Annotated in this window: 18 protein-coding genes, 1 tRNA gene and 1 pseudogene; 17 read left to right on the top strand and 3 right to left on the bottom strand. The window is 58.4% G+C overall.

The window, feature by feature from the left end:
- Positions 1-283 precede the first annotated feature (283 nt).
- Positions 284-1,333: pseudogene (locus tag JN12_RS21175) on the top strand (recombinase family protein); the annotation flags it as partial.
- 111 nt (positions 1,334-1,444) lie between these two features.
- Here the strand turns inward: JN12_RS21175 and JN12_RS20695 are convergent.
- The gene (locus tag JN12_RS20695; protein ID WP_246125703.1) at positions 1,445-1,729 is read right to left on the bottom strand and encodes a hypothetical protein; all 285 of its coding nucleotides are present in this window, start codon (positions 1,727-1,729) and stop codon (positions 1,445-1,447) included.
- Positions 1,730-1,879: 150 nt separating this feature from the next.
- Positions 1,880-1,955: transfer RNA gene (locus JN12_RS01355), tRNA-Asn, on the bottom strand.
- Positions 1,956-2,423: 468 nt separating this feature from the next.
- Here JN12_RS01355 and JN12_RS01350 point away from each other — a divergent pair.
- The 7 genes from JN12_RS01350 (at position 2,424) to JN12_RS01325 (ending at position 10,207) form a co-directional block, all read left to right on the top strand.
- Positions 2,424-3,089, top strand: coding sequence for an FKBP-type peptidyl-prolyl cis-trans isomerase (locus JN12_RS01350; RefSeq protein ID WP_145017302.1), 666 nt, complete (start codon positions 2,424-2,426; stop codon positions 3,087-3,089).
- Positions 3,090-3,102: 13 nt separating this feature from the next.
- The gene (locus tag JN12_RS20395; RefSeq protein ID WP_170241809.1) at positions 3,103-3,402 is read left to right on the top strand and encodes a hypothetical protein; all 300 of its coding nucleotides are present in this window, start codon (positions 3,103-3,105) and stop codon (positions 3,400-3,402) included.
- Positions 3,403-3,421: 19 nt separating this feature from the next.
- Positions 3,422-3,760: an FKBP-type peptidyl-prolyl cis-trans isomerase N-terminal domain-containing protein gene (locus JN12_RS01345; RefSeq protein WP_170241808.1), complete on the top strand. Its 339-nt coding sequence runs from the start codon at positions 3,422-3,424 to the stop codon at positions 3,758-3,760.
- Between the two features lie 60 nt (positions 3,761-3,820).
- The gene (locus tag JN12_RS20930; protein ID WP_145017298.1) at positions 3,821-8,563 is read left to right on the top strand and encodes a chitobiase/beta-hexosaminidase C-terminal domain-containing protein; all 4,743 of its coding nucleotides are present in this window, start codon (positions 3,821-3,823) and stop codon (positions 8,561-8,563) included.
- A 65-nt stretch (positions 8,564-8,628) separates the two neighbouring features.
- Positions 8,629-9,147 (top strand): hypothetical protein, encoded by a 519-nt coding sequence (locus JN12_RS01335; protein WP_145017296.1) that lies wholly within the window; start codon positions 8,629-8,631, stop codon positions 9,145-9,147.
- Between the two features lie 71 nt (positions 9,148-9,218).
- Positions 9,219-9,464, top strand: coding sequence for a hypothetical protein (locus tag JN12_RS01330; protein WP_145017294.1), 246 nt, complete (start codon positions 9,219-9,221; stop codon positions 9,462-9,464).
- A gap of 155 nt (positions 9,465-9,619) precedes the next feature.
- Positions 9,620-10,207 carry a chromate transporter gene (locus JN12_RS01325; RefSeq protein ID WP_145017291.1) on the top strand — a complete coding sequence of 196 codons (588 nt, stop codon included), beginning with the start codon at positions 9,620-9,622 and terminating at the stop codon, positions 10,205-10,207.
- A 9-nt stretch (positions 10,208-10,216) separates the two neighbouring features.
- Here JN12_RS01325 and JN12_RS01320 read toward each other — a convergent pair whose 3' ends face one another.
- Positions 10,217-11,209, bottom strand: a complete 993-nt coding sequence (locus JN12_RS01320; RefSeq protein ID WP_246125701.1) for a porin family protein — start codon at positions 11,207-11,209, stop codon at positions 10,217-10,219.
- 149 nt (positions 11,210-11,358) lie between these two features.
- Here JN12_RS01320 and JN12_RS01315 point away from each other — a divergent pair, with 149 nt between their 5' ends.
- From JN12_RS01315 to JN12_RS01275, 9 genes are all read left to right on the top strand, one after another.
- The gene (locus JN12_RS01315; protein WP_145017289.1) at positions 11,359-13,338 is read left to right on the top strand and encodes an APC family permease; all 1,980 of its coding nucleotides are present in this window, start codon (positions 11,359-11,361) and stop codon (positions 13,336-13,338) included.
- A 222-nt stretch (positions 13,339-13,560) separates the two neighbouring features.
- Entirely contained in the window at positions 13,561-13,812 is a 252-nt protein-coding gene (locus JN12_RS01310; RefSeq protein ID WP_145017287.1) for a hypothetical protein, read from the top strand.
- Entirely contained in the window at positions 13,809-15,587 is a 1,779-nt protein-coding gene (gene kdpA, locus JN12_RS01305; protein WP_145017285.1) for a potassium-transporting ATPase subunit KdpA, read from the top strand. Before JN12_RS01310 ends, kdpA begins: the two co-directional genes overlap by 4 nt.
- 87 nt (positions 15,588-15,674) lie before the next feature.
- Complete coding sequence (gene kdpB, locus JN12_RS01300; RefSeq protein ID WP_145017283.1) at positions 15,675-17,744, top strand: potassium-transporting ATPase subunit KdpB; 2,070 nt, start codon at positions 15,675-15,677, stop codon at positions 17,742-17,744.
- Between the two features lie 70 nt (positions 17,745-17,814).
- A complete protein-coding gene (gene kdpC / locus JN12_RS01295) occupies positions 17,815-18,384 on the top strand; it encodes a potassium-transporting ATPase subunit KdpC (RefSeq protein ID WP_145017281.1) in 570 nt (189 codons plus the stop codon).
- Positions 18,381-21,095, top strand: coding sequence for a sensor histidine kinase (locus tag JN12_RS01290; protein WP_145017279.1), 2,715 nt, complete (start codon positions 18,381-18,383; stop codon positions 21,093-21,095). Before kdpC ends, JN12_RS01290 begins: the two co-directional genes overlap by 4 nt.
- Entirely contained in the window at positions 21,085-21,795 is a 711-nt protein-coding gene (locus JN12_RS01285; RefSeq protein ID WP_145017277.1) for a response regulator, read from the top strand. Before JN12_RS01290 ends, JN12_RS01285 begins: the two co-directional genes overlap by 11 nt.
- A 211-nt stretch (positions 21,796-22,006) precedes the next feature.
- Positions 22,007-22,663 (top strand): PilZ domain-containing protein, encoded by a 657-nt coding sequence (locus JN12_RS01280; RefSeq protein WP_170241807.1) that lies wholly within the window; start codon positions 22,007-22,009, stop codon positions 22,661-22,663.
- Positions 22,664-22,767: 104 nt separating this feature from the next.
- Positions 22,768-23,241, top strand: a complete 474-nt coding sequence (locus JN12_RS01275; RefSeq protein WP_145017273.1) for a response regulator — start codon at positions 22,768-22,770, stop codon at positions 23,239-23,241.
- The last annotated feature ends 5 nt before the right edge of the window (positions 23,242-23,246 follow it).

Genomic DNA, 23,246 nt, shown 5'->3' with positions numbered 1-23,246 from the left:
ACGTTATTTGCTGCAATCTGTGTTTTGGCTCCATCGCTGCCGTCCGCAAAAAATAGAAGATTTTCTATTAGGTGTGACGGCCAGCAACACCTGTCGGGGGCTACAGTGCCTTTTGAGAGCCACATATAGACCATGCAGAGACGGTGGCATGGATGTAACTAAGCAAAAAACATGGAGATTTGGTGAGATGGTATGCTGCTAACTTTTTTTTGTGTAGATCAATAGAAACAAGATTGGATTTAATATGGGTATCTGTTACGCTTGAAAAACTAAGGAGGACGGTATGGCTGACTTACTTGATAAGGACAGAAAATGTGCTCTCTACGTCAGAGTATCAACGATACATCAGTCAGAAGAGGGCGAGTCGCTGGATGAACAGGTTCGGACACTGCAAAGCTTTTGCGGTTACCGAAAATGGCAGGATGTCACCGTATACCGGGAGGAGGGGTTTTCTGGGAAGGACCTCAACAGGCCGGCGTTCCAGCGGATGATGGCGGATATCCACAAGGGCAATATTAACACGGTCATCGTCAAGAAAATTGACAGGTTGTCGCGCTCCATAATCGATTTCGAAAACTTGTACAAGAAATACCAGGAGAATAATGTCGACCTGATTTCGATTCAGGAAAATTTTGACACGTCGACGGCCATTGGACGCAGTGTCATCCGGATCGTATTGATCTTTGCACAATTGGAACGGGAGCAAACGTCGGAACGTACGATTGATGTCATGGCATACCGGGCGAAACAAGGTCTGTATAACGGTGGCTACCCCCGGCTAGGCTACGATATTGACTATGAGAATAACTGCTTGGTGCCCAATGAAGATGAAATGCCGATTTTACGGGAGGTATTTGAAACCTACATCAGGCTTGGCTCGTTGAGCGGGGCTGCAACTGATCTGAACGATCGAGGTTACAGGATGAAAACGTGGACGACCAAGGCTGGGAAAAAACGAGGAGGGGAGCGCTTTCAGAAGACAAGTCTCAGCCGAATTTTGAACGATCCGGTGTGCATCGGCAAGGTAAAGCACAAGAGCAGTGTTTATGATGGCCAGCAAAAAGCCATCATCAGCGAGGAGCTTTTCAATGCTGCGCAGGCAATTTTGCAGGCTAATAATCTGACCAAAACTGGCTATCGCCAGCTTGAGAACACCTTTTACCTTAAAGGACTCGTCAGGTGTGGTTCATGTCGTTCGGCAATGGCACCGAGTTTTGCCATTTCAAAGGGCAATAAGTACTTCTATTATCGCTGTACGGTAAATAACGACCAAAGCAAGACCACCTGTCGTATAGGCAGCGTCAGTGCTAGAAAACTTGAGGAACTGGTTGTGGACGAATTGAAATTTCTCGCAAGCGACCCTCGGATTATTGTCGGAGTAGTGGAAAATGCGACGAAGGAACAGCGGGAAAAGGTGAATGTGCTTGCGTCAAAGAAAAAGTCTCTACAGGACAAGCAGGGTCACGCGGATAAAAAAGCCAAGAATTTGCTTGGGGTGCTGGGGGAAAGTGGGGTCGAGACTAAGGGCGGTGTTGGTATGATCATGAAGGAACTTGAAGAGCTGGGTTTGCAAAGGGAACAATTGAGGACAGAAATCGAAGGGATTGAATTTCAAATCCATGATCTCGAGAACAAGATTTACAGTGCAGACATCATTCTCGAGAACTTCAAGGTCTTCAGAGAAGTCTATGACCAACTCACCCCAGAAGAAAAATACGATCTTCTCCACCTGCTGATCAAGAAGGTCGTCTATTTTGAAGAGGCGGACGCAACAGAGGACGGTAAGAAGGTGGGGAAAATAAAAATGGATCTATGGGAGTTGCCGCCCATAGATCCATCTAACCTAAGCTCAACAAAAGTTTTTGCTGAGCGTAACACTTGGCTCCCCAGCGCGGACTCGAACCACGGACAAGGTGGTTAACAGCCACCTGCTCTACCGACTGAGCTACTGGGGAATATGTGTCTGCAAGTTGTTAGCCTTACAGGCTTTTCAGCCTCTTTCTGATCCGGTGTCTTTGCTGGACTCCATTTCAATGAAACATGTGCCGAAAAGCATTGGTCTTATACCATGAGATTTTTTAGCCTGTCAATCGTAAAATGTACCACGGTTCCTGGTGGAGTGCTGTGGCTGGTAATATGGTCGCTTGTTGTTATGTGCTTCTTCCGGTCAGGGCTTGAATCGAATGCGGATGTAATGCTGTATTTAATTAATAAAATCATTTTGCCTGTCAAGGGTTGTTGACCCAAGTAAAAGTATTTGACACCCCTTTTGTATCATCAAATCTTTGTTATACTTCTGTAACACGCCAAATCTTAGAGATTAATTTGTTGTTGCTACCAACGGTATGCCAATTGCGAACGTAATACACACCTTCAGGCTGGCATTCGCATCCTCTAAAAATATCTTCTAAAGGAAGAAACTGATGTTCAGACTCATTCTCATTTTTGTGATTGCATTGCTTGCCTCTCCAACATTTGCAGCCGGTCCGCCCAAGACCGAGGAGCAGAAAACCCTTTATGCCATCGGCCTGCTCGTGTCCCGCTCCATTGCTGTATTCAATCTGTCACCCGAAGAGTTGGAATTCGTCAAGCAGGGGCTTACGGATGCCGCTACCGGGAAAAAACCGGATGTTGATTTGAGTAGTTACAACGATAAGGTGCAGGAACTGGCACGGGCGCGCCGCACAGCCCAGGGCGAGAAGCTGGCTGCCATGAACAAGGAGTTCATTGCCAAGGCAGTTGCAGAGAAGGGGGCAGTGAAGACGGACTCCGGCTTGATCTATCTCTCATTGAGAGAGGGGACCGGAACCAGCCCGACCGTTACGGATACGGTCAAGGTCAATTACCGCGGGACGCTTCCTGACGGGAAGGAGTTCGACAGTTCGTACAAGCGCGGCACTCCGACTGAATTCCGGCTGGACGGTGTCATCAAGTGCTGGACCGACGGGCTGCAGAAGATGAAGAGCGGCGGCAAGGCCAAGCTGGTCTGTCCGCCGAACACCGCCTATGGCGATGCCGGTGCCGGGGACCTCATCCTACCGGATGCCACCCTGGTGTTTGATGTGGAGTTGCTTGAGGTAAAAAAATAACCGGAAGAGCCGCATGAGAGTACTTACACGGAAAATAGTCCTTGGCAGCATTATGTTGCTGCCGTGCGCTGCCGTTGCTGACAGCAACTGCCGGGTCATCGAGTTCCCGGATCATGTCGAGGCGGTCTGTAACGGTGCCCCTGAACGGACTGAACCGATGGCTACGGAACAGATTAACCCCCGTGGGGCGCACGTATCGAGGCAGCGTCAGCAACTGGAGAAAATCCGCACCATGAATGCGCAGCGGCTTGAAGCCCCGGTCACATCAAGTACACTTGGCACTGTCCCGGAGAGCGGCGGGAAGGGGTTTTAATCAAACACAAGGAGAGCAGATGAAACTGGCTGTGATGATAGCCTCGGGAGCAATCCTGGCTGCTTTCCAGGTAAATGCCCAGGAGCAGCAGGTGTTCAAGAACTCCATGGACAGGCTCAATTACGGCATTGGCGTCGAAACGGCCAGAAACCTGAAAAATCAGGGGGTCGATGTCAATCTGGACCTGCTGATTCAGGGGGTAAAGGACGGTCTTTCGGGAAGGCCGCTTCTTGTCTCGGAAAAGGAGCTTCGTGGCTCAATCGTTTCGTTTCAGAGTGAGCTGAGACGCCGACAGGCTGTGAGCAAGAGGCTGGCGACGATGGGCAACATTTCGAGTGGGGTAGTTCGGTTCAAGTGATTTCGACTCGTTAACGGCAAAGCCATAACTGACAAGAACACGCAAGAAATCGGGGGGAACATGGACGGGCAATATTCATGGAAATGGCAGTACCTCTTGGCGGCAGTGGCTTTCCTTTCACTGGGTACTCCGGCCTATGCCGGGCCGGGTGGTGGTACCTATTACGCCAACAGTCCGGCCGGCGGCGCTTCCGGCACAGCGCTCAGGAAATTCGTTGATTCCCTGCCGGGGCTTGGACCAACGGGAGCCAACAATCTGGGGAATTATATCTCCGTGGCAACGCCGATCACCGGCAAAGCGGGGGTTCCCGCCGATGGTAATTATTATGAGATCGGGGTGGTCGAGTACTCCCAACAGATGCATTCCGACCTGCCCAAGAAGACCAAATTGCGTGGCTATGTGGACCTGAATCCGGTGTTCGGGACCCTGTCGACGGCATACCGGCGGGCGAACTACCTGGGTCCGGTGATCATTGCCAAGAGCGGTACACCCACGCGGGTCAAGCTGGTCAACCTGCTTCCGTTCGAGAACAGTACTTCGGCCAGGGTGCGTAAGGGTGACCTGTTCATCCCGGTGGATACTACAATCATGGGGTCCGGTTACGGACCCTGCAGTAAGGCATTCCCCGCTGACAACACCTGCGATCCGAAAACGAACACAGCCATCTGTGATTGGAGTTCCAACACTGCCTGCAACAATTACCTGTATACCCAGAATAGGGCCACCTTTCATCTTCATGGCGGCAATAGCCCCTGGATAAGCGACGGCACCCCTCACCAGTGGACCGCGCCGGTCGGCGAGACTTCGGTTCCCTTGGCAATGCGGAAAGGCGTATCGACAAGGGATGTTCCTGACATGCCAGCCTCCGGCGACGGGGCTATGACCTTCTACTGGACCAACGAACAGAGTAACCGGTTCATGTTCTACCACGATCACTCCTATGGCATCACCCGTCTCAACGTCTATGCCGGCGAAGCTGCCGGGTATCTGTTGTGGGATGCAACCGAGGATGACATGATCAACCGCGGGGTGCTGCCGAACGTGGGAGGACCGTACAAATACGGCATCCCGCTCGTAATTCAGGACAAGACCTTCGTCCCCCAGAACGTTGCTGTCCAGGACGCCAAGTGGGATACGACCAAGTGGGGAAAGCCCGGCGACCTCTGGTTTCCCCATGTGTACGAGCCTAACCAGGATCCCAACAGCCCGGACGGCGCCAACCCATTCGGCCGTTGGGACTACGGTCCCTGGTTCTGGCCGCCGGTGGTGATCGCCGATCCTGCCAAAAAGGTTCTTCCCGAACCTTCAGCAACGCCCGAAGCCTTCATGGACACCATGGTAGTTAACGGTGCTGCTTATCCCTATCTGTCGGTGGAAGCACGGCCGTACCGGTTCCGCATCCTGAACGCCTCCAACGACCGGACCCTTAACCTGCAGCTATATTATGCCGACCCGAACGATCCCCTCGGCACCGAGGTCAAGATGGTGCCGGCGGCGCCAACGGCGGGCTTTCCGCCCGACTGGCCGACCGATGGCCGGGCCGGCGGCGTCCCCGATCCGGCCACGGCCGGGCCGAACATGATCCAGATCGGCACCGAGAGCGGCTTCCTGCGTAATCCGGTGGTCATTCCCAACCATCCGGTCAATTACGAGTACAACCGCCGCAACATCGTCGTGCTCAACGTCAACCAGACCGCACTCATGTTGGGGGCGGCCGAGCGGGCGGACGTCATCGTCGATTTCTCCAAGGTGCCGGTGGGCTCCAAACTGATCCTTTACAATGACTCACCGACGCCCAACCCCGGCTTCGATACCCGCTATGACTACTACACGGGCAACCCGGATCAGACCACCAGTGGCGGTGCCCCATCGACCATGCGGGGCTACGGTCCCAACACCCGCACCGTCATGCAGTTCCGGGTAGTGGCACCCACCTCGCCGGTCACCCCCTTTGATCAGGCCAAGATGCAGACCCTGCAGACCGAACTGGCCAAGGCGTTCGACGCCACCCAGCCTACTGCGGTAGTTCCGGCGACCTGGGACGGGGCGGCGACGGACCTCTATTCGAAGATTCAGGATTATTCCTTTACCTTTACGCCGCCAACCGGTTCGGACCTGCAAAAACTGCAGGCGGCCAATGGCGCTGCTACGCCGGTGCCGATGACCATTCCCTTCCAGCCAAAAGCGATCCAGGAGTTGTGGGACCCGTACGGCCGGATGAACGCCACCCTGGGGATCGAACTCCCCTTTACCAGCAACCTGACCCAGACTACTATCCCCATGGGGTATGCCGAGCCGGCCACCGAGCGGATCATCGACGGCCTGCCCCAGATCTGGAAGATCACCCATAACGGCGTTGATACCCATCCGGTGCACTTCCACATGATGAGCGTGCAGTTGATCAACCGGGTCGGCTGGGACGGCGCCATCCGGCCGCCCGATCCCAATGAGCTGGGGTGGAAGGAAACGGTGCGGATGAATCCGCTGGAGGATGCCATTGTGGCCATCCTCCCTAAAAAGATGACCACCCCGTTCGACGCAACGCTTGCTATTCCCGGGAATCACAGCAACCGCCTGATAGATCCCACCCTGCCGGCTGGTGCGAGCATCATCACCACCGACATCGGCAACCTGGGGGTAAGTCCCCAGGCGACGCCTATAAACGGTACGCAGGTGACTATTCCCAACAACCAGTCAAATGCGACCATGAATACCAACGACTTGGACTACGAGTATGTCTGGCACTGCCACATCCTGGGACATGAGGAAAACGACTTCATGCGCCCGATGATTTTCTCGGTGTCCACGACACCACCATTGGCGCCTTCGTTTACCGTCAATGCCAATGCCAACGTCGGGGCCTTTGTCGGCGGACAGCCTGTCCCGGGCAAGACCAACTATGTGAACGCATACACAAACCCGTCCATCAATCAGGTCGTTCTTCAATGGGCAGAAAACATCAATACGCCGGTTTCCAAGCCGAGCAGCTTCAGGATCGACCGCAACACGAATGGCGGTGCGTTCGCGCCGATTGCCTTCGTATCGTACCTGCCGGGCTTCCCCGCCATCTATACCGATTCTACGGTGTCCCCGGGGAACACCTACAATTATCAGGTATACGCCTTCAATGCCGTTAATTCGACGGTCAATTCCGGGGGGGCTGCCGTTGCGGATCTCACCACTTTGAACTGGACCTCACCCCTGAACGTGACGCTTGCGGCCAGCAAGCCAACTCCCCACGTAACCGGCAGCAACGTGCAGTTCACCGCCTTTGCCTCCGGTGCCACTGCCACGGTGGGAGGTGTTGCCTCTACGCTCAAGATCAGCTACGAATATCAGTTTTCGCTGGACACCACCGGCGCCGGGACTGCCTATACGGTGGTGCAGCCGTACAGCACCAGCGCCTATTGGGTCATGCCTGCCTCAACCATGGCCGGTACCTACGCCATCAAGGTCGAGGCACGTACCAGCCCGGCTGGCGCAGTGAAGACTGCCGAAGTCAAGCCATACACCGTGGTGGTACCACCACAGCCACCGGTGACCGTGGCCAGCCCGGTGCCCGGCACCTATACTACCAATCCGCTCTCCGTGACCCTGGCTGCCAGCACCAATTCGCCGCCGGCCACCATCTTCTACACCCTTAACGGTACTGTGCCAACCACCGCATCCACCAAGTATGCCGGACCCATAACGCTGACCGCCACCACTACCATCAACTACTTTGCCGTGGATGTGAACGGCATTCAGGAGGCGGTACACGCAGACACCTGGACCATTCATCAGTCCGACCTGGTGGCCACGGCCCTGATCAACAACGGCGCTGCCGTCACCAACAGCCCCAATGTCACGTTGACCCTGAATGCAACCGACCCGACCGGGGTGGCCACCATGCAGTTCTCCAACGACGGGACATTCTACAGCGCCGAGGAGCCCTACGCCACCACCAAGGCCTGGACGCTGTCAACGGGTGACGGCTTCAAGACGGTGTATGTGAAGTTCCGCGACAAGTCGTTACCCGCCGGTAACCTTTATCCTCCGTTCACCGCGGCCATCACCCTTGCTACTGCGGCGCCGGTCACGTCGGCCAGCCCGATTGCCGGCTCCTATGCCGGTCCGGTAACGGTGCGCCTGATCGCCAGTTCACCGGCCATCATCTACTACACGCTTGACGGCACTGCGCCTACTACTTCGTCGACCAAATATACGAAGCCCATTCAGGTGAGTGCCACCACCACCATCAAGTACTTCGCCATGGACACGGTCGGCAACACCGAACAGGCCAAGACGGGCACCTGGACCATTGTCTCGGCCACGCCGACGGTCGGGGTCAAGATCAACAACGGTGCCTTCAGCACCGGTATTCCGTCAGTCAACCTGGCACTGACCGCCCCCAATGCGTCTTCCATGCAGATTTCCAATGTGGGGGGGAACAATGCCACCGACTGGAGCGCCGAGGAGCCATTCAGCGCCAGCAGGAACTGGCTCCTCACTTCCGGAGAAGGGGTGAAGACCGTGTATGTGAAGTTCCGCGACAAGACGACGAACAACTTCATGGATCCGGTTGCAACGTCAATCGTGCTCGGTATCAAGGACGGTCTCATACCCGGCACGACGAATTATCTGTCCAGTGCGCTGTTTGTGATGAAATTCGCCAGTGGCATGGCTATTCCCGATGACCTGGACATGGCCCACGCCGATGTGGCGCCGTACCGCAATGGGGCATCGCTACCAGACGGCTTAATGAACTCGCTGGACGCCTTTACCATCCTGCTCCGCCAGGTCAACATCATTACGGGGTTCTAGTACGGTGCCCGGACCCCTCTCCGAGAGGGTGCCCTTACTCACACACTACACAGGAGATGCATACAATGAGAAAATGTAACCTTGCTTTGATTCTGGGGACGGTTGGGGCACTGACACTCGCGGGATGCGGCGGAGGAGGTGGCGGTGGTGGCGGTGGCCCTTCGAAGGCGAGCACCAAGCTGTATCTCTTTGGTACCATGTCGTCGAATTACAACATTGCGAGTGTGGACACATCCGTAATCGTACCGAATTTTAAAGACTATACGGCACCGACCGGCTCAACTGCCACAGTCTTTCAACTACGTAGCGGGGTCCTGGTTCCATCGGCCAAGGTTTCACTTGCCACCGCCTCGTATGATACTGTCGGCAAGGTTTTGACGATCAACGTTAGTATGGATCGCTTCAAAAATATGTCGAGCAGTACAACCAGCAACGCAGGCAAGGGAACGGAGTTCGCTACACTGATTACCACTCCTGGCTCGACGTTCCCCTCGGCTGATGCCTCTCCTTATGTCGGACAATTCTGGTTGAATGGACCAAACGTTCGTACTTTGACTGGCTGTAAAGTCAATTACGCACCATAGGTAGTCTGCTTTATTCTGATGTGGAAACATAAAAAGCTGGCAGTGGCTCAGAAATCCACTCCCGGCTTTTTATGTTCAGATGCACTCCCTACCATGCCGGCTGGGGAAAACCTCTGCCGGCCGGACACGGCCTTGGGATCGCTGTGCATGAGTCGTTCGGCAGTTTCGTCGCCCAGGTGGCGGAGGTGTCGGTCCCTGTCAAAGGGGCGATCCGGGTGCACCTGATGGTCTGCGCCATCGACTGCGGCCGGATCGTCGACCCCGACCGGATACTGTTGAAACGTCCTGTACCTGTCCTTCTCTGCCCTGTTGGTTAAATTTCCTTTCGTTGACCATTGCCCGTCGATTGTGCTAACAATCTCTTATAGTTCGCACGGTTTCCGATTCACCCGTCAGCGATTTCTCTCTCGCCATGGGATCTGCCCCATGGCGTCATTAGTTGTCCTGACACGTCGGTACCATAGGAGGAGTAATGTTACTCTGGAAGATTTTCCTGCTCTATACGCGGGTGGCCCTTTTTTCCTGGGGAGGAGGGCCGGCGTCGCTGGCCCTGATGCAGCGTGAGACGACTGCGGCTCTCTGGATACCGCCGGGCGGCATGACAGCGGTGCCCTGGCTGACTCCGGAGGAGTTTGCCGATGCGGTCGCCGTTGGCAACGCCCTGCCGGGACCGATTGCCCCACAGGTCTCGGCCTATGCGGGGTACAAACTGGCCGGCGTTCCGGGCGCCATCGCTGCCGCCGCCGGCACCGTCCTGCCCACTACACTGCTGATGCTGCTCATGATCGTTTATTTCTTCAAGATCAAGGACAGCCTGACCGTGCAGTCGATGTTGAAGATGGTGCGGCCGGTGGTGGTCGGACTCCTGCTCTGGACGGCCTACGATATGGCTTACACGGTATTCGGGGCAGGAAAGCACGGGTGGGTGGGTGCCGGAATGCTCGGCTGGGACAAACTACTGATTATCCTGGTCGCCTTTGGCCTGCTCACCTTTACCAAGGTCAACCCTGCCTTTATCATCCTGGGGGCGGCCATGCTGGGGGGAGCGGTCTACCGCTGAGCTTTGCCGTCAGAACCGGTACCCCACCCCTCCCAGGATCATATCGGTATCCCGGTTGTAGCTGGTGACGATACGGTTCCATGAGCTGCGCAGCGCCCAGTCGGGGGCAAGACGGTAGCTGGCCGTGAGGGTGACGATGCCGGATATGGCCCTGGTCCGCTCACTCGTTTGCAGCGGATTTCGGTAATGATCGACATTGATGTAGGGGCCGACACCGATACCGAGAGAGAGGCGGTCGTCAAGGACCGCCCTGGTCGCCCAGAGCTGGGTGGTCAGGCCGTTTCGTCTGCTCAGGCGGTTATCCCCTTCAAAGAGCCAGCCAACGGTCCAGTCCACATAGCGCCAGAGGCCCCGCCGGTATTCCACTGCTGCAGCGACCGAATGCTCGGAACTGAAGCTGTTCACGATGGTCCGGCCGAGAAAAACGGTCAGCTCGTTTTCGGTAGTTTTCCATCGCCGGGGACTGGCTGAGCGGAGCGGGCCCGGTGTCGGCGGGGCCTCCAACTGGTAGCCGATGCCGATCAGGGTCGAGATGGTGTCGATGCTGGAAGTGGTCTCGACAAAATTGGTGCGCAGCTGGAACAGCCAGCGATCTGCGGTATACCAGGTGGCGGCCAGGCTCATGGTGACTCCCCAGCCGTGATCGTTTTCGTAGGAGGCGCCGGCTTTTGCGGCTGTGGTGTCGAAGTAGCGGAACGGCCCGATCCCCGCTGCCAGTGACAGCCGCCGGTCCATGAGGTTGGTGCGGGTCCAGAGCTGGGCCATGTGGCCATCGCGATGATGGCCTGCCACGTGACCTTCGTTCAGGTAGCTGATGCTGTAGGCAAAGTGCTCGCCCAGCCCTTCCCGGTATTCCAGTTGCCACGAGTAGGAGCTATCGTCGGTGTCAGTATGCTGCATAATCCCGCCGAAGCCGTGGAGTTCCTGGGCCTGTGCCCGGCAGGTCGCCATACTGATCAGTGCACATGCAGCGAACCCACCTGCTAACGAGTTCAGATTCATGCCTACAGTGTATATCCTGCCCACCCTCTTGCAACCCGAGCCCATTTCCTCTGCCTGTTCTTGATGATTTCTTGACCTGTTCTCCGTTGATCTTGATATCACCTTTATGCGGAACCGGCTAAAGTGGAAAATTAAGGGAGCGTGAAATAATGGAATTGGAAAAGAACGGAAACGGCAACCTGCTGCAGAAAATCGTCCGCACCATCTTCGGTGCCCCCAAGTACCTGAAGGACCCCCACCTGTTCCACAAGATGTCGCTCATTCCGATCCTGGCATGGGTGGGACTGGGCGCCGACGGCCTGTCGTCGTCGGCCTATGGTCCCGAGGAGGCGTTCCGGGCGCTCGGGAGTCACACGTATCTGGCAATCCTCCTGGGGCTGACCACCGCTCTTACGGTTTTCATCATCTCCTATGCGTACTCCCGCATCATTGAGCATTTTCCCCATGGCGGCGGTGGTTACATCGTCGCCACCCACATGCTGGGGGAGAAGGCCGGGGTCGTTTCAGGCAGTTCTCTCCTGGTCGACTATGTACTGACCATCACCGTTTCCATCGCCTCCTGCGTCGATGCGCTGTTCAGCTACGTCCCGCAGCATTATCATCACTACAAGGTGCCGTTTGCCTGCGTTCTGGCACTGGGACTGATCATTCTCAACATCCGGGGGGTCAAAGAGTCGATCACTGTGATGGCACCGATCTTCCTTATCTTCGTGCTCACCCACCTGCTGATGCTGCTCGACGGCATCATTACCCATACCGACAGGATCGCCCCCCTGACCAGTGATTTTCAAACCGGTTTGCACCACGATCTCTCCACTATCGGCCTGTTCGGCATTCTGCTCCTCTTTCTCCGTGCCTATTCTCTGGGAGGTGGTACATACACCGGGATCGAGGCGGTCTCCAACGGTCTGCAGATCATGCGCGAGCCGCGGGTACAGACCGGCAAGCGGACCATGATCTATATGGCCACTTCTCTGGCATTCACCGCCGGGGTTCTCTTTCTCTGCTATGCACTGATCGGGGTCAAACCGGTGGAGGGGAAGACCCTTAATGCGGTCCTGGCCGACGGCTTGTTTGCGAACTGGCCCTTTGGGAACATTATCGCGTTCATAACTATCTTTTCGGAAGGTGCCCTGTTGCTGGTGGCTGCCCAAACCGGTTTTGTCGACGGCCCCCGGGTTATGGCCAACATGGCGGTAGACTCCTGGTTCCCGCACCGCTTCGCAGCCCTATCCGTCCGGCTCACCATGCGAAACGGCATTGTCCTCATGGGGGTCTCATCCATAGCCCTTCTCCTGTATACCAAAGGCTCGGTGTCGGCCCTGGTGGTTATGTACTCCATCAACGTTTTTGTCACCTTTTCCCTCTCCCAGCTCGGGATGTCCCGTTTCTTCATCCAGCGCCGGAAGGAGGATCCCAAGTGGCTGCAGCACCTGGCGGTTCATCTGGTCGGCCTGGTGCTCTGTGTGACGATTCTGGTCATCACGACAGTGGAAAAGTTCACCGAGGGAGGGTGGCTGACCCTGCTCATAACTTCCTTGGTCATCGGCCTCTGCTACCTGATCAAGGGGCATTACCAGCGGGTGCGGCAGGGGATGGCCGAACTGGACGAGACCCTGCTCGATTTTCCCACCCACGGCCCGATCAACATGGATCCCCTGCAGAAGAACGAGCCGACCGCCATTCAGCTGGTGTCAGGCTACAGCGGGTTTGGTGTCCACACCCTCCTTTCCATCCTGACCACCTTCCCCAAGACCTACAAGAACATCATCTTCGTCTCTGTGGCGATGATCGACTCCGGCACCTTCAAGGGGGCGGAGGAGATGCAATCTCTGGAGGAGTCGGTGAAATACGGTCTGGAGCGCTACACGAATCTGGCCCGCCGGCTCGGCTTTGCAGCTGACTACCGGATGACACTCGGGACCGAGGTGGTAGAAAGCGCCGTTGACCTGTGCGAAAAACTGGCCGAAGAGTATCCCCGCTCCACGGTCTTTACCGGTCAGCTCACCTTCCGACTGGAGAAGTTCTATCACAAGATGCTCCACAACGAGACCGCCTTTGCCATTCAGCGCCGGTTGCAGTGGAACGGGCTGACCACGGTGATCCTGCCGATCAGGGTGAGAATCTGAAGAAGAGGGCGGAGCATTCCGCCCTCACCAGCCCCCATACGGCTGCCCCCCCTTTTTCCCCTCTCCTTATCTTTCTGAACCGGCCCAAGCCTTTACAGACATCTCCGGTCTTGACGATATTTTGACCTCTTTGCCCGGTAAATTGACCCCCAATTTATGCCGAGCGCGCTAGAGTGATAATCAGACCAAGGGACATCGTTAAGAAAAGTGAGGTGGCAGACCATGAAAATCTACCTGTTCGATACGGAAACCGGCATCTACCTGGGAGAAGATTTTGCGGACGAAGGAGATCGGCCCGGGGAGTATCGGCTGCCGGAAGGAGCCACTACTATTGCTCCGCCGGAAACGGTGAACGGTATCCTGAGATTCGACCGGGCCAGGCAACGGTGGGAAGTTCTGCAGTCCACTATTCGGCAGATCATGGGATTGCGTGGTAGACTTGAGGGAAATGCGGCCGGGGAGACCAACGTATGAATACGTACGAATGGCTGGAAATCATATTCTTCTTTGTCGTCCTGCTGGTCCTGATCAAGCCGCTCGGCACCTTCATGGCCAGGGTTTTCGGGGGAGAACGGACTTTCCTGTCGCCAATCCTGGTCCCTTTTGAAGACCGTCTCTACCGGATCTGCGGGGTGGACAAGGACGAAGAGATGGACTGGAAAGGGTATGCCGTTGCCGCGGCCCTTTTCAACCTGGTGCTCTTCGTGGCGCTCTTCGCCATGCTGATGCTGCAGCAGTTCCTGCCGCTCAACCCGCAGAAGTTTCCCGCCTTTACCTGGCAGCTGGCGCTGAACACGGCGGTCAGTTTCGTCACCAACACCAACTGGCAGGCCTACAGCGGTGAATCGGCGGCCAGTTATTTTACCCAGATGGTGGGATTCGCGGTCCACAACTTCGTCTCCGCCGCCACCGGCATTGCCATCGCGATTGCCGTTATCCGCGGCTTCAGTCGGCGCAGGACTTCCCTGCTCGGCAATTTCTGGGTCGACATGACGCGCTGCACCCTCTACATCCTGTTGCCGATCTCCCTGATTGCCGCCGTATTCCTGGTCTCCCAAGGATCGATCCAGAACTTCAGCGCCTATAAGACGGTACCGCTCGTGCAGGCGGTAACCTACGACAAGCCGAAGCTGGACGGCAAGGGGGACGTCATCAAGGATGCCAAAGGAAATCCGGTCACCGAAAGTGTTACGGTAAAGTACGTCACCATCCCCATGGGGCCGGTCGCCTCCCAGGAGGCAATCAAGGAGCTGGGGACCAACGGCGGCGGCTTTTTCAACGCCAACTCGGCCCATCCTTTCGAGAACCCGACCCCGCTTTCCCACATGGTGGAGATCCTGCTGATCCTCCTCATTCCCGGTTCGTTGACCTACACCTTCGGCGTCATGGTGGGGAATCCCCGCCAGGGATGGACGATCCTGGGGGTAATGCTGCTACTCTTGATCGTCTCCTTCGGCGTCCTGCAGTGGGCCGAAACGAGCGGCAACCCTCTGGTGGCAAGGCTCGGCGTGAGCGGGGCCAACATGGAAGGGAAGGATATCCGCTTCGGACTAGCCGCCACCAACCTATTTGAGGTGGCCACCACCGGCACCTCCTGCGGCGCGGTCGCCGCCATGCACGACTCCATGACCCCCCTCGGCGGCATGGTCCCGCTCTCGCTGATCCTGCTGGGCGAGATCGTCTTCGGCGGGGTTGGCTCCGGACTCTACACCATGCTCGCCTTTGCTGTCATCGCCGTCTTCGTCTCCGGCCTGATGATCGGCCGGACCCCTGAATACCTGGGGAAAAAGATCGAGGTGCGGGAGATGTGGATGTCGATCGTCACGATCCTGACCGCCGGGGTCGTGGTCCTGATCCTGTCGGGGATTGCCATGATCACCACCTCCGCCACGGCATCCATGGCCAATCCCGGCGCCCACGGACTCTCAGAGGTGCTGTACGCTGTCGCTTCCATGGCCAACAACAACGGCAGTGCCTTTGCGGGCTTAAATGCCAACATCAGCTTCTATAACATCTGCGGCTCCTTGGCGATGCTCCTCGGCCGTTACGTGCCGGCGGTCGCTGTGCTGGCCATGGCCGGGTCGCTGGCAGGGAAGAAGTATGTGCCGCCCAGTCTGGGGACCCTCCCCACCGACAAGGTCCCGTTTGCCCTCTGGCTGACCTTGGTCATACTCATCGTCGGGGCGCTGACCTTTTTCCCGGCCCTTTCCCTGGGGCCGATCGTGGAACAGCTGACCATGGCGTCGTAGGGGCGAATCTGGTATTCGCCCCGATGGAATTACCACGAATGCCAAGGGCGGGCGATCACAAGGATCGCCCCTACGGAGATAACCGAAATGTCGAAACATACCCAACAGCCGAAATCGGCCTTTGACCCCGAACTGATCCGGGGGGCATTGGCGGAATCCTTCAGGAAGCTGGACCCCCGTGCTCTCTGGCGCAACCCGGTCATGCTCTGCGTGGAGATCGCCAGCCTCATCACCCTTGTCACCTTCGCCCTGTCCCTGACCGGCGCCAACCGGGAGCCGGCCTGGTTCACCGGTACCGTTTCCCTCTGGCTCTGGCTGACGGTCATCTTCGCCACCTTTGCCGAGGCCCTGGCCGAGGGGCGCGGCAAGGCGCGTGCCGCCAGCCTGCGCAAGAGCCGCACCGACGTGACGGCCAAGCTGCTTTCAAAGCCGGAATTCAGGAGCGCCTTTACCACGGTCGGTGCCAGCCAACTCCGCAAGGGGGACCTGATCCTGGTCGAGGCAAACGATACGATCGCCGGCGACGGCGACGTGGTTGCAGGCGCGGCCCTGGTGAACGAGTCGGCCGTCACCGGCGAATCGGCCCCGGTGGTGCGTGAGTCGGGGGGCGATCGGAGCGCGGTTACCGGCGGCACTACGGTCATTGCCAATGCCATCATCGTCCGTATCACCGCGAACCCGGGCGAAACCTTCCTGGACCGGATGATCTCCCTGATCGAAGGGGCCAAGCGGCGCAAGACCCCCAACGAGATCGCCCTGGAAGTGCTGCTGATAGCCCTGACCCTGGTCTTCCTGTTGGTCTGCGTCAATATCAGCCCCATGTCCACCTACAGCGTCAAGGCTGCCGGCCAGGGAACGCCGGTATCGCTCACCATCCTGGTGGCGCTCTTTGTCTGCCTGGCGCCAACAACCATCGCCGCGCTCCTCCCGGCTATCGGCATCGCCGGCATGGACCGGCTCTTCCAGAAAAACGTCATCGCCCTCTCGGGCCGCGCCATCGAGGCGGCTGGCGACGTGAACGTGCTCCTCCTGGACAAGACCGGTACCATTACCCTCGGCAACCGGGAAGCGGTGGCATTCGTGCCGGTAGGCGGCCATACCGAACAGGAGGTGGCGCAGGCGGCCCTGATGGCGTCGCTCACCGACGAAACGCCGGAAGGGCGGAGCATCGTCGTCCTGGCCAGGAAGAACTACGGACTCCCCGACGATGCGCTTCCGGCCGGTGCGGAAACCATAACCTTCAGCGCCGATACGCGCCTCTCCGGTTTGAACACGGGGGGGGAACAGTACCGCAAAGGGGCCGCCGACTCCACCGTTGCCTTTGTCCGGGGCTTGGGCGCCGGTAGCGTGCCCACGGACCTTGGGGAGATCGTCGACAGGATCGCCCGGGCCGGGGCCACCCCGCTGGTGGTCTGCCGCGACACCGAAATCCTCGGGGTCATAAACCTGAAGGACATCGTCAAGGGGGGAATCCAGGAGCGTTTCCAGCAACTCCGGAGTATGGGGATCAAGACCGTGATGATTACCGGCGACAACCCGCTCACTGCCGCAGCCATAGCGGCGGAGGCCCAGGTGGACGACTTCCTGGCCCAGGCGAAGCCCGAGGACAAGCTGCGCCTGATCAAGGAGAACCAGGAGGCCGGCTACATGGTGGCCATGACCGGCGACGGTACCAACGATGCCCCGGCCCTGGCCCAGGCGGACGTGGCGGTGGCCATGAACACCGGCACCCAGCCGGCCCGCGAGGCGGCCAATATCATCGATCTGGACTCGAACCCGACCAAGCTCCTGGACATCGTGGAGGTGGGGAAGCAGATTCTGATGACCCGCGGCAACCTGACTACCTTCAGCATCTCCAACGACGTGGCCAAGTATTTTGCCATCATTCCGGCGATGATGCTCTCCATCTATCCCCAACTGGGGGTGTTGAACGTGATGCGGCTGGGGAGCCCCTACAGCGCCATCTTGTCGGCAGTCATCTTCAACGCGGTCATCATCCCGATGCTGGTGCCGCTGGCACTCAAGGGGACCAAATTCCGCCCCATGCCGGCCGAGAAGCTGCTGATCCACAACCTCCTGCTCTACGGCGTGGGTGGGATTATCGCGCCGTTTGTGGGGATCAAGGCGATCGACCTGGTCATCGGGATGATGGTGTAACCAATAATGTAGGGGTGCGGTTGCCGCGCCCGGGGCGGGGAAACCCCGCCCCTACGGGAGAAAACAAGTCATGAAGGACCTGAAATCAGCAATTCTGATGCTGCTTGCCTTCACCATCATCTGCGGCGGCATCTACCCGGCCGTGGTCACCGGCGTTGCCCAGGTACTCTTCCCGGGGCAGGCCAACGGGAGCTTCATCTCCGACAAGAGCGGTAAAGAGATAGGTTCGACACTGATCGGCCAGCCTTTTTCAGCCCCGAAGTACTTCTGGCCCCGGCCTTCGGCTACCAGCGATTTTGGCTACAACCCTCTCGGCTCCGGCGGCTCCAACGCCGGCCCGACCAACCCCGATTACCTGAAGACGGTGGCCGACAAGGTCAAGTCCCTCCGTAACACCGGCATTGCCGGCAGTATCCCGGCCGACCTGGTACAGGCTTCTGCCAGCGGGCTCGATCCCCACATCTCGCCGGATTCCGCCATGGTGCAGATTCCGCGGGTAGCCGCGGCCCGCGGCGTGAACGCCGATCTCCTGAAGCGTATCGTTGCCGCCCATACCGAAAACCGCCAGCTCGGTCTTCTCGGCGTGCCGCGGGTTAATGTGCTTGCGGTGAACCTGGAGTTGGATACACTGGCACCATGACCGATAACGGCGATGATACCCGTCCCTCTCCGGAGGCGTTCCTGAAGCTTGCCCGGGCCGAAGAGGCCGAGGCGGAAGAGGGGAGGGGGAAGCTCAAGATCTTCCTCGGCTATGCCGCAGGCGTGGGCAAGACCTACGCGATGCTGGAGGCTGCTGAGCAGCGGCGGATGGACGGCCGCGATGTGGTGGCGGGGTACGTGGAGTCCCACGGCCGGTTCGAGACCGATTCGCTCCTTGCGCTGTCCGGGGTGGAGGTCATCCCCAGGGCGCAGGTCGAGTATATGGGGGTGCTCCTGCCGGAGTTGGACATCGACGGGGTGCTGGCCCGCAAGCCGCAGATCGTCCTGGTGGACGAACTGGCCCACACCAACGCCCCTGGCTCCCGTCACGAGAAGCGCTGGCAGGATGTTGAAGAGCTGCTGGACGCTGGCATCGATGTCTACACCACGGTCAATGTCCAGCACTTCGAGAGCCTTAACGACGTCGTGGCGCAGATCACCGGCGTCATCGTGCGGGAGACTGTCCCGGACAGCTTACTGGACCAGGCGGCGGAGATTCGTCTGGTGGACATTTCGCCGGACGATCTGCTCCAGCGGCTGCGGGAGGGGAAGGTGTACATCCCCGAGCAGGCGGCCCGGGCCATGGAGACCTTTTTCCGCCCCGGCAACCTGCTCGCCCTGCGTGAGCTATCCCTGCGCCGAGCCGCTTCCCGGGTGGACGATGAGATGCGGGCGTACATGGAGACCCGCGCCATTTCCGGTCCATGGCCCGCTGCGGAGCGCCTGCTGGTCTGCGTCAGCGGCAGTCCGTACAGCGAGAAGCTGATCCGCACCACCCGGCGCCTGGCGGACGAACTGAAGGCAGCCTGGCACACGGTCTATATCGAGACCCCCAGCACGTCGAAGCATGCCCGCCAGAACCGGGAGCAGGTTTGGCACGTCATGCGTCTTGCCGAAAGCCTTGGTGCCCAGGTGTCGACCGTGACGGCCACCTCGGTGGCCGAAGCGGCCATCACCTACGCGGTACGGCACAACGTCACCAAGATCGTGGTGGGCAAACCTACCAAGCCGCGCTGGCGCGAGCTTCTCATTCCCCCGATTGTCGATCAGATCATCCGCCTGAGCGGGGTGATCGACGTCTTCGTGGTCAGTATCTCCGCCGGCGAAGGCGCGTCAGCGGCTGTGCCGGTCAGGGGCTGGCAGCCGATCTCCTGGTCGGGTTATTCAGGGAGCCTGATCCTGGTTGCGGCGGCATCGGCGGTCTGTGCCCTGGTGAGTCCGGTTATCGCCCCGACCAACATGGTCATGATCTATCTCCTGGCAGTGGTGCTGGCGGCGATCAAACTCGGTCAGAAGCCGGCCATTCTCACCGCCTTTCTCGGTGTGTTCGCCTTCGATTTCCTCTTTGTCCCCCCCCACCTGACCTTTGCTGTTGCCGATACCCAGTACCTGATCACCTTCATCGCACTGTTCACCGTCGGGGTGGTCATCAGCACGCTGGTCGCCAAGGCGCGCGAACGTGCCGATGCGGTGCGGGTTAGGGAGGTCCAGACCGCCAGCCTCTACTACCTGAGCCGTGACCTGGCCGCTGCGGCCGATGTGGCTTCCATCCTGCAGGCGGTAGTGAAAAACATCGAGGAGACCCAAAATGCGCGGATTGCCGTTTTCCTCCCGGAGGGAGAGAGGCTGGAGATCGTCGCCGCCAGCCAGGGGCTGGAGTTCGACCTGAACGAGCGGGCTGTGGCCGACTGGGCCTTTCGCAACAGCCAGTCCGCCGGCCGGGGAACCGATACCCTGATCTCAGCGGACTTTCTCTACCTGCCGGTGCAGACGTCGGCAGACCCGCTGGGGGTGCTGGGGGTGAAGCTGGAGAACGAGGCAGAGTACCGATCCCAGGAGACCCGCCGCCTGCTGGACGCTTTTGCCAGCCAGACCGCCATGGCCCTGGAACGGGTCCAGTTTTCCCATGAAGCGGAGCAGGCCCAGATATTGAAAGCCCGTGAGAATCTGGAGCGCGCACTCCTCAACTCCATTTCCCACGACCTCCGCTCGCCCCTTTCCTCGATCATTGGTGTGCTGAGCAGTCTCAAGGGGGAGGGGGAGCTGTTGAACGAAAGCGCCAGGAGGAATCTTCTGGAAACTGCCTGGGAGGAGGCGGTTCGCCTGAACCGCTTCGTCGGCAACCTGCTGGACATGACCCGGCTGGAGGCCGGAGCGGTCCGGCTCAAGGAGGAGCTGTGCGACGTTCAGGATCTGGTGGGCTGTGCCTTGGCGGCCCTCGAACAGCGGATCGGTACGCGTACCATCAATGTTGATCTGGCGCCGGATCTGCCGCTGGTGACCATGGATCTGGCACTTATGACCCAGGTGCTGGTGAACCTGCTGGAAAACGCCCTGAAATATGCGCCGTCGGATCGAACGATCGGGATCTCCGCCCGGATCGACGGCGCCTGGCTGATCATCGAGGTCTCCGACCGGGGGCCCGGCGTCCCCCACCACGATCTGAAGAGGATCTTCGATAAATTTTACCGGATTCCGGTTCCCGAGGGGGCCGGCGGCACCGGCCTGGGGCTCTCCATCTGCAAGGGGATCGTCGAAGCCCACGACGGCCGGATTCGGGCCGAAAACCGTTCCGACGGCGGGCTCGTCGTCGACATCCGGTTGCCGCTCAGGCGGCCGGCCCGCGATAGGAAAAAACTCCATGACCAATGATTCGCGCGCTACCAATCCACCCCGCATCCTCGTCGTGGATGACGAGCTTGCCATTCAGCGGTTTCTCCAGACCGCCCTGAACGGCGAAGAGTTTTCCCTTCACCAGGCGGAGACCGGCCGGTCCGGTCTGGTTGCTGCCGCCACGGTCAGACCGGACCTGATCCTTCTTGACCTGGGACTCCCGGACCTTGACGGGGTCGAGGTGATCAGAAGGATTCGCGAATGGTCGACGGTGCCGATCATCGTCCTTTCGGTGCGCGAGCGGGAGGACGACAAGGTCGCCGCGCTGGACGCCGGTGCCGACGATTATCTGACCAAACCGTTCGGTATCGGCGAACTCCTGGCGCGGATCAGGGTATCGCTCCGCCGTTCGGTGCAGCAGGTGACCGAGCCGATCTTCAGGGTCGGGGAGTTGGAGGTCGACCTGGGGCGCCGGCGGGTGACGGTTCGTGGCGAGGAGGTGCAGCTGACCCCCACAGAATACGATCTTCTCCGCCTGCTGGTGATCCACGCCGATAAGGTTCTGACCCATGGCCAGATCCTCAAGCAGATATGGGGCGTTGCCTACGTGGAACAGCCCCATGTCCTGCGGGTCAATATCAGCAATCTGCGGCGCAAGATCGAGGTCGATGCCTCACGGCCCCGCTATATCGTCACCGAACTCGGGGTGGGCTACCGGCTCCGGGCTTCGGTATTATGACGTAACACGTTACAAGAAGTGAGCAAACCTGAACTTCAATAGAACGCGGATTAGGCGGGTTCACACGGATTTGAAGAAAACTATTTCGGACTCGCTTTATCCACGTTGATCCGCTTTCATCAGAGTTGATCCGTGATCTGCATTCAATAAGATGAAAAAATGTACACGGATGTTATACTCCCTCCGTGTCGAATCACTTCTGGAGGATCTTGTGAATATTGCGCTCGTCTCCCGTCAAGGGGAAGCCCAGAGGGCTTATACGGACTTTCTTGCTGCCCATGGTGCCGTTGCCATTCATTTTTCTTCCATTGCCGAGATGTACCAGAAACTTGCGGAGATCCCCATCAGCGGTTTCATTCTGGACATTCCCGCGATCATCAAGGCCACTGAACGGGAGCGGATGCTCCTCCAGACTTTGGAGACGGTCTTTGCGAATATCAGGATCAACTGGAACCACAAGGCCGGATTTCGGGCGCTCTTTTCCGACAGTACCAAGAGCGGTCAGGAGAACCTGCTTGCGTTCCTGGCCCGCTGCGAGATTTTCAAACCCCGCTCCCTGCGCAAGGATGATCGCAAGCCGAAGAACTTCAACCTCCTGGTCTGGGGGGAGTCCGAATCGGAGGCGCAGGCGCGGCGGGCCTTTAGCCTGGATATGTCGCGCAGCGGCATGTTCGTCTGCACCTGTGATCCGTACCCGGTCGGGCGTATGCTGAACGTGAAGATCATGGAACTGGACGACCGCCCGTTCCGCGTCGAAGTCCGCTGGGAGCAGGCGTGGGGGGTGGCCATGCGGATACCCGGCATCGGCTGCCGGTTTGACGGGCTTAAGGGTGAGCGGCTGAAGCTCCTTGAAGCGGCGCTTTTTTAACCGACAATCGAATAATATTGGCACTGAGTACTGTCACGCGTTCGGAATAGTCCCTGCGCATCCGGGCGTGTCCGTGCAGGTACCGGCATTGGTAAGGGAAAGATATGGGATACAACTTTTCTAACGAAGACCAGATTGCGGCAAAGGGTAAAACGATTCTTCTCGTCGAAGATAGTCCTGACGATGCGCTGCTGACCCAGCGATCTCTGAAAAAGGCCAATGTACTCAATGAAGTGGTGTGGCTGAAGGACGGGGCGGAGGCGCTTGATTACCTGTTCAAGGGGTGCCTGGAAGGGGGCATGCACTTTCCGCAGGTCGTGCTGCTGGATATTCATATGCCGCGGGTGGACGGGATCGAGGTGCTGCGGGCGATCCGGGCCGACGACCGGCTGAAGGGGTTGCCGGTCATCATCTTCACCTCGTCAAAAGAGGAACAGGATCTGGTGCTGAGCTACCGCCTCGGGGTGAACAGCTTCATCCGCAAGCCGGTCGATTTCGGTGAGTTCGCCACCATTGTCAGCACCCTTGGCTGTTACTGGCTTCTGGTCAACCGGAGCCCGTTGGAAAAGGGGCACTGACCAAC

Origin of the sequence: Geobacter argillaceus, assembly GCF_007830735.1 — a bacterium.
Taxonomy (GTDB): Bacteria; Desulfobacterota; Desulfuromonadia; order Geobacterales; family DSM-12255; genus Geomobilibacter; species Geomobilibacter argillaceus.
This window is presented reverse-complemented; position numbering and strand designations above follow the sequence as displayed.

Bases quoted from the DNA above. Each gene is read 5' to 3' on its own strand.
- JN12_RS01350 (WP_145017302.1), top strand. From the start codon at position 2,424: ATGTTCAGACTCATTCTCATTTTTGTGATTGCATTGCTTGCCTCTCCA.
- JN12_RS20395 (WP_170241809.1), top strand. From the start codon at position 3,103: ATGAGAGTACTTACACGGAAAATAGTCCTTGGCAGCATTATGTTGCTG.
- JN12_RS01345 (WP_170241808.1), top strand. From the start codon at position 3,422: ATGAAACTGGCTGTGATGATAGCCTCGGGAGCAATCCTGGCTGCTTTC.
- JN12_RS20930 (WP_145017298.1), top strand. From the start codon at position 3,821: ATGGACGGGCAATATTCATGGAAATGGCAGTACCTCTTGGCGGCAGTG.
- JN12_RS01335 (WP_145017296.1), top strand. From the start codon at position 8,629: ATGAGAAAATGTAACCTTGCTTTGATTCTGGGGACGGTTGGGGCACTG.
- JN12_RS01330 (WP_145017294.1), top strand. From the start codon at position 9,219: ATGTTCAGATGCACTCCCTACCATGCCGGCTGGGGAAAACCTCTGCCG.
- JN12_RS01325 (WP_145017291.1), top strand. From the start codon at position 9,620: ATGTTACTCTGGAAGATTTTCCTGCTCTATACGCGGGTGGCCCTTTTT.
- JN12_RS01320 (WP_246125701.1), bottom strand. From the start codon at position 11,209: ATGAATCTGAACTCGTTAGCAGGTGGGTTCGCTGCATGTGCACTGATC.
- JN12_RS01315 (WP_145017289.1), top strand. From the start codon at position 11,359: ATGGAATTGGAAAAGAACGGAAACGGCAACCTGCTGCAGAAAATCGTC.
- JN12_RS01310 (WP_145017287.1), top strand. From the start codon at position 13,561: ATGAAAATCTACCTGTTCGATACGGAAACCGGCATCTACCTGGGAGAA.
- kdpA (WP_145017285.1), top strand. From the start codon at position 13,809: ATGAATACGTACGAATGGCTGGAAATCATATTCTTCTTTGTCGTCCTG.
- kdpB (WP_145017283.1), top strand. From the start codon at position 15,675: ATGTCGAAACATACCCAACAGCCGAAATCGGCCTTTGACCCCGAACTG.
- kdpC (WP_145017281.1), top strand. From the start codon at position 17,815: ATGAAGGACCTGAAATCAGCAATTCTGATGCTGCTTGCCTTCACCATC.
- JN12_RS01290 (WP_145017279.1), top strand. From the start codon at position 18,381: ATGACCGATAACGGCGATGATACCCGTCCCTCTCCGGAGGCGTTCCTG.
- JN12_RS01285 (WP_145017277.1), top strand. From the start codon at position 21,085: ATGACCAATGATTCGCGCGCTACCAATCCACCCCGCATCCTCGTCGTG.
- JN12_RS01275 (WP_145017273.1), top strand. From the start codon at position 22,768: ATGGGATACAACTTTTCTAACGAAGACCAGATTGCGGCAAAGGGTAAA.